The following is a 16,041-nucleotide window of genomic DNA, read 5'->3' as shown; positions in this document are numbered from 1 at the left end:
ACCCCAAGGGTGCATGTGGAGATCCACTGTGCGATCATATCCAATTTCCACAGTTTTGGAACCAAACGATCCTAAGCTCTGTTCCCGCCTACGTCCTTACAGAAAATGATGTAGAGTATACATTCTCCACCACTACCACACAAGGTGTCAATGTTGTAATACTGAGAATAAGCGAGAAAACGGGAGAAAACATTACTTTATAGTGGGAGGGCTAAGATGAATGAACAAATGGAGCTTAGCGGCTTGGAAGTTACAGGGGAAATCCGAAATGTTGCATATGGGGAAATTCTAACCTCTGAAGCATTAGCTTTCGTCAAGAAGCTGGAGAAGCAATTCGGACCCACGCGCAGCGAACTTCTTAATCTTAGGAAAAAAAGGCAGAAGGACATTGACGAAGGTCAACTGCCGGATTTCTTGGAAGAAACATCGGAAGTGCGGAATGGCGATTGGCGTGTATCAAGTACTCCGAAGGAACTGCAAGATCGCAGAGTCGAGATTACGGGGCCAGCGGGAGACCGGAAAATGGTAATAAACGCCTTGAATTCCGGAGCTAAGCTTTACATGTCTGATTTTGAGGATGCGAACTCACCTACCTGGTCGAATACGATTGACGGGCAGATAAATCTTAGAGATGCGGTAAATGGCACGATTGAATACGTGAGCCCTGATGGGAAACGCTATGCTCTCAATAAGGAACCGGCCATATTAAAGGTCCGTCCTCGCGGCTGGCACATGGTGGAGAACCATGTAACCATTAATGGAAATCCTATTTCCGCAAGCCTATTCGATTTTGGATTGTTTTTCTTTCACAATGCCGCGACATTAATCCGTAAAGGAAGCAGTCCATATTTCTATCTTCCCAAAATCGAAAGTTACCGGGAAGCGCGGCTGTGGAATGATGTATTTACGTTTGCGCAGCAGGAACTGGGGATTGACCAAGGGTCGATTAAAGTTACAGTATTGATCGAAACGATTCTTGCCGCATTCGAAATGGATGAAATCATTTATGAGCTTCGCGAGCATATTGTCGGATTGAACTGCGGACGCTGGGACTATATTTTCAGCTATATCAAGAAGCTAAGGAATCAACCGGATGTCATATTGCCCAATCGCAGTATGATTACGATGACATCTCCTTTTATGAGGGCATATTCTTTGCTAGCAATAAAAACCTGCCACAAACGCAATATCCATTGCATTGGGGGCATGGCAGCTCAGATTCCTATCAAGAATAACCCGGTTGCTCATGAGGTCGCTATGGAGAAGGTGCGACAGGATAAGCTTAGGGAAGTGACAGACGGGCATGACGGAACTTGGGTCGCCCATCCAGGACTTGTGCCCGTAGCAATGGAAGTGTTCAATACCTGGATGCCTAAGGCTAATCAGGTCGAGAAGCAGCTGGATCAGCTGCAGATTACTTCCGAAAGCTTATTGGAAATCCCAGTAGGTGAGATAACCGAAGAGGGAGTAAGAATGAACGCATCCGTTGGCGTTCAATATCTTGAAGCTTGGTTAAGAGGATTGGGTGCTGTTCCGATCCATCACTTGATGGAGGATGTTGCGACCGCAGAAATATCAAGGGCTCAGCTTTGGCAATGGATTCATCACCCAGGTGGCATTCTAGCGGATGGGCGCAAGGTTACGGCGGAGATGTTTGAAGAAATCTTGCAAGAGGAATTGGAGAAAATCAAAAGCGAGATCGGTATTGACCTCTATACGGAACGTAAATATGGAATAGCCAGTTCGATTTTCAAAGAGATGACGATATGCGACACCTTCGAAGATTTCCTCACTAATCCCGGTTATGCCTCTCTGCTATCAGTAGAAGCATGATCGAAAGTTGAAAATGATAAAGCTTCCAACTGCTCTATCCTGTATGGGATAAGAACGGGATGGAAGCTTTATCTATTTATCCCTTTGTTATTTTGATTCTCCTTCATATATAATAATGGAATACAGGGCGGAGATGAGGTGGGAGCAATCGCGGATTTGGACGAGTTTTCGACGAAGCATGAACAAATCATTCAATATATCCAAGGTCTCGAGGTGGGCTCGCGGATTTCCGTCCGCAAGATCGCACTTACGCTGGAAGTCAGCGAGGGTACAGCTTACCGGGCTATCAAGGATGCGGAAAATCGCGGAATCGTTAGCACGAACGGGCGTGCGGGCACGACCAGAATCGAGAAGAAACAGAGTCAGAGACAGAGCATCGATAAATTAACGTTCGAAGAGATCACGAGACTTGTCGATGGAACTGTGCTTGGCGGGGCGGCTGGCTTGCATAAGGAATTAAATAAATTCGTGATCGGCGCCATGCAGTTGGAAGCGATGATCCGCTATATCGAACAAGGTAATTTGCTAATCGTCGGCAACCGAAACAAAGCGCACTCCAGCGCCTTGACGCTAGGGGCCGGGGTGCTTATTACCGGTGGTTTCGATACGACAGCCGAAGTTAAAGAGCTTGCAGATCAGCTTGAATTGCCTGTCATAAGCTGCACTTATGATACCTTTACGGTCGCTAATTTGATTAACCGTGCGATTTATGAGCGAATGATCAAGAAGCAAATTATTCTTGTTGGGGATATTCTTCGCAAGGACGTAAAAGTTGTATTCATGAGCGGCAGCGAAAGCGTTGATAAATTAGTGAAAAAAATCGAAGAAACGAAACATAACCGTTTTCCCGTTGTGGACGACAAGCATAAACCGATCGGCATGATTACGAACAAGGACGTCATCGGGGCTCCCGGTGGTCAGAAGCTGGCCGAGTTGATGACGAGCAATCCCATTACAGTTACGGTCAATACGTCCATCGCTTCGGTAAGCCATACTATGGTATGGGAAGGAATAGAGCTCATTCCGGTCATCGACGAGATTGGGAAGCTAATCGGTGTCATCAGCCGGAAAGATGTGCTTAAAGCGATGCAATATGTTCAGATGCAGCCGCAATATGGTGAAACCTTCGAGGATCAAATATGGTCAGTCTTCGAAGAATCGAGAACTGACAATGGCGATTTGCGCTTCCGTGGCAGGGTTACCGCCCAAATGATCAACCAAGTCGGATACATATCGGAAGGAATGATGGGCAGCTTAGTTACGCAGTCTGTCAACCGAACCATGAAAGAGCATCGAAAAGGGGATTTGCTCATCGACAGCACCTCTACTTATTACCTTGCGACTGTCGAGATTGACAGCATTGTGGAAATCATACCTACCGTCATCGAGCTTACCCGCAGGTTTTGTAAAATCGAAGTCGGTATGTTCACCGGATCAAAGATGGTTGTAAAATCAATCGTTACGGCACGCTGGCTTGGCCAATAATGGCGTTTAAGAAGGACTTTCAGTTCAAGCTGAAGGTCTTTTTTTATGTTCACTCATAATGATTAAAAATTCTATAATTGTAATAAACTTGATAATAAATAGATATAGTTGGAATCGAAAGAAAAATATCCAATTTTAATAAAGGTAAAAATATACATTGTTATAGTAATAAACAATAATCAGTAGAAAAGAGCGCTTACATCGTAGTTATGTGACATTATATTTAGTTCTTATAATAAGTATGATTTGCATAGAAACATATTTTTTTCAAAGAAAGGGGATTCCTAATGACGAGAAGGAAAAAGAAAGTATTAAGTTTGGTCTTGTTTTTCTCGATGTTGTTAACAACTTTTTCCACAGCTATTGGACCTGCTTTATCCGTTCATGCTGAAGAAGCACCCGTTCAAAAAAACATTGTTTCATTTGCTGTAGCTGATCAAATTGGCAATTCTATTATTGATGTGAGCGCACATACTGTACATTTTAAAATGCCTTTTGGCACTGACTTGACAACGCTTACACCTACAATCGCGGTTTCATCTGGCGCAACGATTTCCCCTGCCTCAGGCGAGGCTAAAGATTTTACATCACCTGTTACCTACACGGTAACGAGCGACAGTGAACCGGACAGCCCTCAGATCTGGACTGTAACGGGTTCGCTAGCCGAAAAAAGGATTACGCTTGATTCCTCAAATGCGCTTCTAAAAAGCAATTTTGACTGGGCAATCGGTCAAGCGCTTGAGTTTGTCCAAACGGGCAAGAGCGGACCGGTCAACGTGAACAAAACGGGTGGTCAACCAGGTCCGTTTTCCTATATCCCATCTTATTGGGCGGGATATAAACATCGCACTGCGTTCTATAGCAGAGACTTTGTCCATCAAGCGCCAGGAGGACATATGCTGGGGCTTGACAATGAAAACTTCAGCATGTTCAAAACCTTTGCTAAAGGGGCAACGGCAGCTAGAAAATGGTACACCCTTTGGGCGTATAACTTTGACGGCTCCAACTATACGATTGACTACAAAAGCGACACGAACTTTGTACGCGAGGTACCGATCCAATTCGAGTTGGTAGAGAAGGCATATAAGCAATACTTGTGGACAGGAAATGACGCATACATCAATGATCCTGACATGTGGAATTTCTACACGAAGGTCTTAACGGATTATATTACGCTGCATGATACGAACGGCAATGGCGTTGCTGAGGGCACAGGCGGCGGGATATTTGCTGGTGCAGCAAGCTATAACGAGAGAAGCGGAGAACCGATTATCGAAGCGGGCGATGCGATCGGATCACAGTATCAAGCATTGCTGGCTTATGCGAACATGCTGAAGGCAAAAGGCTTGAATGCCGAATCAACGGCAGCCTTCGCTAGAGCGCAGGACCTTAAAAATTATTTCAACAATGAGTGGAGCGTTAAGAACGGCGACAAAACAGGCAACTATGTCAGAGCATTGAATGCTGACAAAGTAACGAGATATACCGATTTCGGCAAAGAGAACAGCTGGTTTATGCCAATGAAGCTCATTACCGAGCCAGGTCAAAGAAACAGCAATTACCTCGATTATATTTCGAGCCAAATCGGCAACGGTTTGATCTATGCAACACCGACTACGAAGGCGACACTGGATAAACCTAATTCTCCTGCGAACGTCGAGGCATATAGCTATTTGCCAGATACTTTCTATCCGTATAACCGGGTAAACGAAGGTTGGAAATGGTTGAAATTCCTTATGGAAACAAGACCGAACAGACATGAGCAATTTGCTTCAGGTACGCTGACAAACGGCGAGTATCCGGAAATTTCGTATACCCTAATCGGCAACATTGTTGAAGGGTTGATGGGCATTGAGCCTAATGCGCCGCAGCATTCGGTTGTAACCGCGCCAAGGCTTGCGAGCGAAGTTCCCGATGTCAAAGTAGATTTCCTGCAAATGGGACAAAATGATATTAGCGTATCTCATACTGGTAACACCAAAACAGAATTTAAAAATAGATCCGGTTCACAACCGCTTACGTGGGAAGCGCGTTTCTATGGCAACTATCCTACGATTAACGTGAATGGAACTGATCAACCCGCACTTCATAAAACAGTGAACGGCGAAAAGGTAACCTACATCACGACATCGGTTGCGGTTGGTGCAACTTCTCTAGCAGAGGTCAGCACATCTGGTGCAGCAGAAAAGGCAGAAGCGCCTGTCAGCGACAAGCCATCAGGCATGTTCGATAAAACGATTAAAGTAGCGTTGTCAACTTCAACTCCAGATGCAAAAATCTATTACACATTGGACGGGAAAACGCCAACAAGAAACTCAAATCTTTATACTGGCCCGTTCGTCATTCAAAAAACAGCTACTATGAAGCTGTTTACCGCCAGTGAAAATCTGTTGGACAGCGACGTCGCTTCTTATGAGTATACGATTAACGCACCAATTGTGGATAAACCGACTCCGAATAAAGAGCCGGGCACGCACAGCAATTTTTTATCGATTGAATTAAGCACGGCTACAGCTGGTGCGGACATTTATTACACGGTTGACGGCACGACGCCGACTAGAAACAGCAGCAAATATGTAAATCCTATCGCAATTACAAAAACAACGACCGTAAAAGCGATTGCGTACAAGGATGAGTGGGTAGATAGTGACGTAGTGACCTTAGCGTATGCAATAGTGTTGCCAAAGGCGAATACACCAACAGCTAACAAGGCAGCGGGACGCTACGATCAGGCGATCCAGGTTTCTCTTGATTCTGGAACAGAAGGCGCCTCGATCTATTACACAACAAACGGCGATACGCCGACGAAAGACAGTACGCTTTATACAGGACCAATTAACATTGCTCAATCGACAACGATAAAGGCTATTGCTGTGAAGGAAATGTACTCGAACAGCGATGTCGCATCCTTTGCTTATCGCATCGTCACAGGTCCTTTGCCAGAACCGGCAAGCGCACCTGCCTATCTTTCCGACTTGAACTGGGTAAGTGCAACGACCGGCTGGGCAGGGCATCCACCGCTGAAGGATCATGGCATTAACAGCGCTACAACGCCGATTAAGGTCAATGGCGTAACTTATGCGAAAGGGATCGGAGTCAATGCAACTTCAATTATTAAATATAACATTGGCGGCGGATACGGTATTTTTAAAGCTGTAATCGGTATTGACGACGTCCAAAATAAGAAGGGCACAGCTACTACCCTTTGGTTTGAAGTGTTGGGGGATGGATTCTCTCTTTATAAGAGCCCGACAATGAACACGGTGAACGGTCCAGCGGCAGGCATTCCAATTGAATTGGACATCGTAGGTGTAAACGAGCTTACACTTATTGTCAACGATGCAGGCACACCTACAAATAACCCTTCGAACAGCGATCACGGTGACTGGGCTGATGCTCGAATCATCCCGCGTGTTGTTCCGGTAACAGGTGTGACGGTTAGCGAGACAGCTCTCAGCCTAACGACGGGAGATAAGTCAACGCTGGCTGCGACAGTCGCACCTGCGAATGCGTCGAATGCTGGCATAGAGTGGAGCACTAGCGACTCGGCTGTTGCAACAGTAAGCAGTGCGGGAGAAGTCTCCGCTGAAGCACCTGGTACAGCAACCATAACAGTTACAACGCTGGATGGCGGCTTCAAGGCAACGACAGCTATCACGGTAAAAGCACCTCATGTAGCGGTAACGGGTGTGAACGTAAGCAAGACAGAACTCAGCTTAACGAAGGGCGAAAAGTCTCAGCTGCAAGCAGAAATCCTACCTGCGAATGCGACGAATCATGACGTAGAATGGAGCAGCAGCAGTTCTGCAGTTGCAACGGTAAGCAGCGAAGGAGAAGTTACCGCAATAGCTCCGGGCAAGGCGACCATAACGGTGACAACGAAAGAAGGCGGGTTCAAGGCAACGACGACTGTTACGGTACATGCTAGACAAGTAACAACAGTAGATTTAAATGGAAACATCACGGTGCATATAGATACTGATGCAGCCGGCAAAGCTAGTGTAGTTTTAAGTGCTGATGATATGAATACTGCTGCGGCAAAAACGACGAATAAATTAATCAATATCACGATTAAACCAGATGCAGGCACCAAGGAGGTCGCAGTCCTCGCCCCTGTTGCGGGTCTGAAGCAGAATACAGGCTTGGTTATAAATACGGGTTCAGCGAATACGTTTATTCCTTCCGACATGCTGGTCAATAAAAATGGTACGGATGCAGCTGTTCTAGAGCTTTCTGTGAAGCAGGTTGACAAAGACATGCTGCCGCCTGCGACACAAGCTATAATCGGACAAAACACAGCATTGGATTTTAATCTCGTACTAGATGGCAATGCAGTAAGTGATTTTGGAGGCAGAAGCTTAGAAATTAATCTGCCTTACACCTTGAAAATAGGTGAAGATCCAAATAAAATTGTCGTTTATTTTATCAATAACGAAGGCAAGCTGGAAATCGTAAAGAATAGCAGTTACAATTCATCAACAAGCAATGTCCATTTTTCAGTCAAGCAACTCGGCAAATATGCAATTGTACCAGTTAATTAAACAGTGTTGCAGTTGTACGTTAGGTTTCTCTATCTAAGGCAGTAGAAAAAAAAGGCATTCAAGAAAGACTTTCAATTCGGAAATCGAATTGAGAGTCTTTTTTTGATTAAGGCTGCCATCGTAATCTTAAGTAGAACAAGCGCTCCTGTTTATTTTTCTAAAAAAAGGGCATTCTAATAAAATGGGGAACAAGTGTTCCGTTTCATTGGGAGGTGCTGACGATATGTTGGAGATTATTGAGGATATTGAAGCGAAGATCAAAGTGCTTCAATCACAAATTGAAAACAGAAAAAGCTGTGAGAGGTTTAATTTCAGTCCTGAATCAGATAATCAATACAAGCTGCTAGTATTAATGATCGAGCTGGAAAAGTGGGAAGATTCGTTAAAGCTGCTGCTTCATTATCAAAATAAAAGAGGATTCCCTGTTAAAAGGAAAAGCAAAGATTTTGAAAAAATGATACAGCTTCAAATTAGAGATATGCCTGGTTCAATCAGGAGAGAGACATGCTCTTTAATGATTGAATATATGAAGCAGCTGGAATGGAAAATTGAAAATAGCGATGGGTTTCTGTTGGACGATGTTGGAAATTGAGAATATAAGTTCAACAGCTTTATCAAATTTAAGCACATAGACATGTAGGTACTTTCCACTCGTTTAGGATATAATTGGGAAATGAGTTCATGTACTAATTACATTCATAAAGATAGAGAGGGCAGGTGCCGGCATGAAATTTAATGAATATCGTTATGAGCGTCCTGATGTTAAGGAGTTGGAGCAAAAGATCAGAGTGCTGCTGGAATCGTTTAATGCAGCTGACAGCTATGAGAAGCAGGATGAGGTTATGGCTGCATTTAATAAGCTTCGAAGCGAATTTGATACGCAGCAGCAAATTGCGAGCATACGCCACTCCATTGATACGAACGATGAGTTTTATAAAGCGGAGCAGGACTTTTTTGACGAGAACGGGCCGATCGTACAGGAATACTTAACTGATTATTACCACTCGCTCGTGCATTCAAAGTTCAGGACTCAATTGGAAAATAAGTGGGGTCGCCAGCTTTTTCAGCTGGCAGAGCTGGCGCTTAAGATTTTTAGCCCAGAGGTTATTGAGGACCTGCAGCGGGAAAACAAGCTGACGACGGAATACGACAAGCTGATTGCATCGGCAAAAATTATGTTCGAGGGCGAGGAGCGGACGCTTTCACAGCTCGCGCCATTCCAGCAGTCAACGGATCGCGATATGCGAAGACGCGCTACGGAAGCGTCATCGGGCTTCATGGCCGAGAACGAGGAAACGTTTGACCGCATCTATGATGATCTAGTTAAGGTGCGGACAAAGATTGCAAGGAAGCTTGGCTTCAGCAACTACGTCGAGCTTGGCTATGCAAGAATGTCACGAACCGACTACACGGCCGAGATGGTAGCGAATTTCCGGAAACAAGTGCTGGAGGGAATTGTGCCGATCGCATCGAAGCTGAGGGAGCGCCAGCAAGCAAGAATCGGTGTGGATCAGCTATTGTACTACGACGAGAATTTCAGCTTTAAATCAGGAAATGCGACGCCTAAGGGAGATCCGGAATGGATCGTGAGCAATGGCGCGAAGATGTATGAACAATTATCTCCGGAGACGGATGAATTTTTCCGCTTCATGCAGGATAACGATCTGATGGATCTCGTCAGCAAGAAGGGCAAGCAAAGCGGAGGATACTGTACCTATATTAGCGAATACAAAGCTCCATATATTTTTTCCAACTTTAATGGGACATCAGGCGACATCGACGTTCTAACCCATGAAGCGGGCCACGCCTTCCAGGTATATGAGAGCAGGAATTTTGAGGTTCCGGAATACAGTTTTCCTACTTATGAGGCTTGTGAGATTCATTCCATGAGCATGGAGTTTTTCACTTGGCCGTGGATGAACCTCTTCTTCGAGGAGGATGCGGATAAATACCGCTTTGACCATTTAGCAAGCGGCTTGATTTTCCTTCCATACGGCGTCACGGTGGATGAATTCCAGCATTATATTTATGAGAACCCGGATGCGACACCAGCCGAGCGTAAAGAGGCATGGCGGGAAATTGAGCGCAAATATTTGCCTCACCGCAATTATGCGGATAATCAATATCTGGAGCAGGGCGGCTTCTGGCATAAGCAGGGGCATATCTTCCGCACGCCATTTTATTATATTGATTACACGCTGGCTCAGATCTGTGCCTTTCAGTTCTGGAAACAGATGCATGAGGATCGTACTGCGGCATGGGCAGATTATGTGAAGCTTTGCTGCCTTGGCGGAAGTTTGTCCTTTACGGAGCTGGTGAGAGTAGCTGGGCTGAAATCTCCGTTCGAGGACGGCTGCGTTTCCTCGGTCATCGGCAGCATCGAGAGCTGGCTGGACAGTGTTGACGATATGGCTCTTTAAAATAAGGGAATAAAGCATGCGGAAAGGCACAATTTGATGCCGATTTTCATACCGTTTACATGTAAAAGCAGCCATTTCGGCTGCTTTTTTTAATGAAATCAAACAAAAGGAAAACGATATTTAACTCGAAAAAAAGGGAATATCGGCTATGATAGAAATCTCTTAAGCAGTAATTTCAAAATGAACCTTTTAATTGAAAAAAATATAACGAAAAGGGGGATAAGGAAGCTCGTATTAAATCAATCGAAGCGGAGGTTATTTATTGTGAGTTATCGTAAAACGTTGACTAAATGTAAGTCTGCATTTATCGTCGTTGTTTCTTTTGCTGTCGTATTTGGAGGTGTTTTCACAGACACCATTCTAGGAGATACGGAAGTACACGCATCAGACAGCAAGTATAACAACGAGAAAGTAACGGGTGTATTGGGCTGGCACGCGACCCCGTACAGCAGAAACTTTACCGAACCGCTCATGAAAGCAAATACCGACTGGATCGCTGATCAGTTTAAGCAGTACGGCTATGAATATATATGCTTGGACGGATGGGTTGGAGATGCGACCACCCGCAACGAGAATGGTTACCTTACGACTTACAACAACTGGGAGCATGGCTGGAAATATTGGGCGGATTACGTGCATTCCAAAGGGCTGAAGCTGGGAATCTATTATAATCCTTCGTGGCTTCATCAGGATTTTGTCCAAGATGACAGCTTGAAGGTTGTTGGCACGAATATTCCATTGCAAAATATCGTAATTAAAGATGCGAAATATATGCATCAAACCAGGTATATGGTAAATCCGGAAGCAGAGGGCTCTAAGGAATACGTACAGGGGATGATTAAATATTTTATAAGTCAAGGCGTGGATCTGCTTAAGATTGACTTTTTGAGATATTATGAGAACGCTTACGGACACGCTGCGGTAAAGCAATTATATGCATGGATTCGTGAAGCGGCTGGCGACGAGCTTATTTTATATTATGCCAACACCAACAACGTCAATCATGCCGAGGATGAAATGACGACGGCGAATCTGCTGAGAGCGAGCGAGGATTGGAGGACGGATGCGGCAAGTCCAGGCTTATGGTACCACACCAGCAATCGAAGCAAGGGCGTAACGAAAACGGATACTTGGCCGCCAGCCTACAATCTGTTTGATGGGTTTATTTCTTTCTCCGATTTGTCTGGACGAGGGAAAGTTGCTATTGACGGAGATTACACCGTTCTTAGCACGGGCGGCAATGCGAGCACCGACGCAGAGAAGAAAACAAGAATCAGTTTGCTTGCGATGGCGGGCAGCAGCATAAATATTGGCGATAAATATAATGAAATCGGAAAAAATGGATACTACTACACGAATTGGGAAATTCTAGATTTGAATAAGCGCGGATTTTACGCACAGCCATTATCTACGGACAATACAAATCCACTTAGCCAAATATGGAAAGGCAAGCTGCCTGACGGCACTTGGGTTGTCGCATTATTTAACCGTGAGGATACCCCACAGACAAGAGCTATCGATTTTAATGCTGATTTGGGCTTAACGGGCGAATATCTAGTGAGCGACATGTGGTCTCACGCTAAGCTAGGCACGATGTCATCCTATAGTGAGAGCATCGCGCCCCGCAGTACCCGGCTATTGAAAATATCAAAGCTAATCATGGAGCCATATGGAGCTCATTTCTCAGGTACGCAGACGGTTGCCCTGTCAACGTATGATCCGCAAGCGGAAATCCGTTACACGACAGACGGCAGTGAGCCTACCGCTAGCTCCGCTCTCTATAACGGACCTTTTTCTGTTGACCAAACGACGACAGTTCGTGCCAAAATGATAAGCGGCGACGGCCAAGGCTATGATGCAGAAGCTCTGTTTGTCAAAACAAGCACAGACCCGATTGAAGATGTTGCTGCATTACTATCGACGCTCGCGGCGCCAGCGCTGGGCGACACAAAGATTTTATTGCCTGAGCTTCCTGGCGGCTACAGCGTAACCATTTTGAGCTCAAGCGCTGAGCATGTGATCAGCAAGGATGGCGCGATCACCCCGCCTGCAACGGATCAAACGGTAAGTCTCATACTTCAAATCAAGAGGGATTCCGATGGCGTCACCAAAGAGAGTTCACCCATTCAAGTGAAGGTGCCAGGCACTAACAGCGGTCCTGTTGATCCAGAGCCTATTGAAAGCATCATTTATGCAGCTTCGACACTTCCATTTGCGGTTAATGAAGGCGGCCCGTCCACGGGCAAAGCATCAGGCGGCAACTCAGGCTCAGGGCAATATTTTCAGACTACATCTTCCCCGGCTGTAAACGATTGGGTAGAACTAACGTTGGATGTGAAGGAGGCTGGCAAATATAAGGTTGAATTCAGTTACAAAACGAATAAAAATAGAGGGATTTCCCAGCTATATGTTGATGGCGTACCACAGGGCCCGCCAGTAGATCAGTATAAGGCTACGCAGGAGTTCCCGGTTGCAAATCTTGGCGGGATCAACCTCACAGCGGCGGGCAATCATAAATTCAGATTCGTAGTAACGGGCAGAAATGCCGAAAGCACAGCTAATAATCTCACTTTCGATTATATTAAGCTAACCAAATTGAAAGCGGATGGAGATCTTGATCTTCATGCGATTGTGAGCGGAATTACTTCGATCCCTGCTCCAGCGAAGGATGCTGCGAAGCTGACGCTGCCAACTGTACCGGACGGCTATACGATCTCAATTCAACAATCGTTGAATTCGTCAGTCATTCATTCAAATGGAACGATCACTCCTCCAGATACGGATACGACTGTTCATCTCGTGTTGGAAGTGACCAGAATCTCGGATGGCTTGTCGGCTGCAACGAATGAAATACCTGTTCTAGTACCAGCCAAGTCATCTGGCGTTGTAAAAAGCGCTAACACAGATATTCAATTGAAGGGCCCGCATCCTTATCTGGCAGCCGTAGATTTATCGAAGCATACGCTTTCTGTACTAAACGGCGCAAAGGCAGCGGATATTTTGGGTCATTTCGAATCGACCGATGGCTCTGTCCAGTCTTTAGTCGTTATGAGCACAGGCGGCAGCCGAGAGCCTAAAAAACCGGTTCAGAAAAAACCTGGCGCATCGCTTGCTTCCGGGGATAAAGTTATCGTCACAGCGGAAGACGGTTTGACATCCCAAAGCTATACGATTGCAGTTAGCATTCCTAAAAAGACGGATTTGCCTTACCAAGTGGAGGTAATTGCTGAAGATCTTCATATTCCATGGGCGTTTGACATGGCGCCGGATAAAACGCTCTATTTTACGGAACGAAATGGCAAAGTACGATTAATGCGCAATGACGTTTTGGCAGCACAGCCTGTTATTGATCTATCCGCTCATTTATTCCTTAAAGGAGAAAGCGGATTGCTTGGAATCGTGCTTGATCCAAATTTTGAAACGAATCGATACATGTATGTCTACCAGTCTTATATTAAGTCGGGCACAATTGCCGCTAACCGTGTATTGCGCTTGATCGTATCTGCAGATGGCAATACGGCTGCGATTGACAAAACGCTGCTGGACAATATTCCAGCTACGGCAGCTACCGGAAACGGCAATCATAGCGGCGGACGAATGAAGATAGGTCCTGACGGTTATTTGTATGTGACTACGGGTGAAACCTATGTTTCCTCCAAAGCGCAGGACTTGAATGATTTAGGCGGCAAAATTTTGCGACTGAAGCTGGATGGAAGCGTGCCAGCGGATAATCCGTTTGTTGGTCTTCCAACCGCTAATCCATACGTCTACAGCTATGGACATCGAAATCCGCAAGGACTGGCTTGGCAGCCTGGAACGGATGCGTTGTTCAGCTCCGAGCATGGCGATGCAGGTCATGAAGAAATTAATCGAATTGTGCCAGGGGGCAATTATGGTTGGCCGATTATAGAAGGAGATTTGGAAATGGTTGTGGATGGAGTAACGCTCACTACCCCGATTTTCCATACCGGCACCGACCGATTAGCACCTTCTGGCATTGCGTTTATCAAGCATGGACCGTGGTCAGGCAAACTGATGGTCACGAATTTAAGAGGATCGCAATTGATGCTGATGTCCTTTGAAGATGGAAGAATAATTACAGAGGCGTATTTCAATAAAGAGTATGGACGGATTAGAGATGTGTTCGAGGATGCAGCGGGCAACATTTATATTTCATCAAGCAACCATTCGACGCCGAATAAAGATCGCGTTGTGAAGCTTACGCCTACCGTTGCTGCACAGACAGCGGAGGAAATTGCAGCGACGATTACAACGATTGCTGCACCTGCGAAAGACGCTGCACGTATAACGCTGCCGCAAGTACCGGATGGATATTCGGTGTCGATAAAGACTTCGAGCGAACCAGCTGTTGTTAAGACAGACGGTACGATCATGCCGCCTAGCAATCAAACAGCTTTGACACTCATACTCGAAGTGACTAGAACGTCCGACGGAACGAAAGCGAGCACTGGTCCAATAGAAATCATTGTGCCAGCCAAGAGCAATCAAGGCTCAGACAACTCGAACAACACAGGAAATAACAACGTGCCAACAAGTCCCGACAGCGGAAACAAAGCATCGTACACCGTCAAATTGCAGGAGCTGAACAAGCCGGCAGTAGACGGCAAGGTTGCCATTAAGGCAGCGAATGATGTGAAACAAATCGTATTGCCTTTCAACGCTGGCGACTTGCTTGCCACCCATGCGCTCGCTATTTCGAATGACAACCTATCCATTGAGATACCGGCAGAAGTGTTGAAGCAGCTGCAAACGCTCGCTTCAGCGACTGATATGAAGGATGGCACTATCGTACTAGATTTCAATCCGCTAACGGCGACGGAGGCAGACCGAATTATAGCAGCAGGAGAATCGTCAAGCCAAGCTCAGCTTAAGCTTTCCAGCGAAGTATATGAGCTCAGCTTGGCAGTCGTGGCGAAGGACGGAAAGTCCTCTCATTTAGCTCAATTCAATCAGCCGATAACGATTCGATTGAAAGTAGACAGCTCTTTGAACCAGAGCCTGGCAGGCATATATTACCTCGCCGACAACGGTACGCTTGAATATATCGGAGGGCAATACATGGGCGGAGAGATGGTCGCTGCTGTTTCGCATTTCAGCAAATATGCCGTGCTGGAGTTTAAGAAGACATTTGCAGATTTGCCATCGACGCACTGGGCATTGCAGCCGATTCAAGAGCTGACGGCCAAGCACATTGTGAAAGGAACGAGCGCAACGGCCTTTGAACCAGATCGTGCCATTACCCGTGCGGAGTTTACGGTACTGCTCGTGAATGCGTTAAAGCTATCGTCATCGGCGGAAATCAAGTTCGCGGATGTAAAAGCAAATGATTGGTATGCGGAGGCAATAGCGATTGCGGTGAAAGCCGGAATCGTATCGGGCAAGAGCGAATCTCTCTTTCATCCGATGGATAACATTACCCGTGAAGAAATGGTCACGATGTTAATCAGAGCTTATGAAGTGATGAGCGGCAAGAAGATTGACACTTATATGGAATCGAAGTTTAGCGATGCAAGTGAGGTTTCATCGTGGGCAGTAAATTACGTGAACGCAGCGGGAGAATTAGACTTGGTCAAAGGACGCCGTGCAGGGGAGTTCATGCCAAAAGGAATAACTACGCGCGCGGAAGCGGCACAGATCATCTATAATTTGCTCAAGAAGTAATGATGTTTTTAAGGAGCTGTCTCAAAAGGTTATCGACCTTTAAAGACAGCTTTTTTATCTGCGAGCAGTCCGTCAAACGG

At 45.8% G+C, this 16,041-nt stretch carries 7 protein-coding genes; all 7 read left to right on the top strand.

Features of this window, described 5'->3' with window-relative positions; all coding sequences use genetic code 11:
- The coding region (locus AC1TPC_RS19055; protein ID WP_482068371.1) for a hypothetical protein at positions 1 to 203 on the top strand (203 nt) is incomplete at its 5' end.
- 13 nt (positions 204 to 216) lie between these two features.
- Entirely contained in the window at positions 217 to 1,833 is a 1,617-nt protein-coding gene (gene aceB, locus AC1TPC_RS19050) for a malate synthase A (protein WP_482068370.1), read from the top strand.
- A 138-nt stretch (positions 1,834 to 1,971) separates the two neighbouring features.
- The gene (locus AC1TPC_RS19045; RefSeq protein WP_482068369.1) at positions 1,972 to 3,318 is read left to right on the top strand and encodes a DRTGG domain-containing protein; all 1,347 of its coding nucleotides are present in this window, start codon (positions 1,972 to 1,974) and stop codon (positions 3,316 to 3,318) included.
- A gap of 287 nt (positions 3,319 to 3,605) precedes the next feature.
- Complete coding sequence (locus AC1TPC_RS19040) at positions 3,606 to 7,859, top strand: chitobiase/beta-hexosaminidase C-terminal domain-containing protein (RefSeq protein ID WP_482068368.1); 4,254 nt, start codon at positions 3,606 to 3,608, stop codon at positions 7,857 to 7,859.
- A gap of 223 nt (positions 7,860 to 8,082) precedes the next feature.
- Entirely contained in the window at positions 8,083 to 8,451 is a 369-nt protein-coding gene (locus AC1TPC_RS19035; protein ID WP_482068367.1) for a hypothetical protein, read from the top strand.
- 133 nt (positions 8,452 to 8,584) lie between these two features.
- Entirely contained in the window at positions 8,585 to 10,279 is a 1,695-nt protein-coding gene (locus AC1TPC_RS19030; protein WP_482068366.1) for a M3 family oligoendopeptidase, read from the top strand.
- A 264-nt stretch (positions 10,280 to 10,543) separates the two neighbouring features.
- Entirely contained in the window at positions 10,544 to 15,961 is a 5,418-nt protein-coding gene (locus AC1TPC_RS19025) for a PQQ-dependent sugar dehydrogenase (protein ID WP_482068365.1), read from the top strand.
- The last annotated feature ends 80 nt before the right edge of the window (positions 15,962 to 16,041 follow it).

Source organism: Paenibacillus sp. Y280, assembly GCF_056786335.1.
Note: the sequence above shows the minus strand (reverse complement) of the source record. Positions and strands in the feature narration are given on the sequence as shown.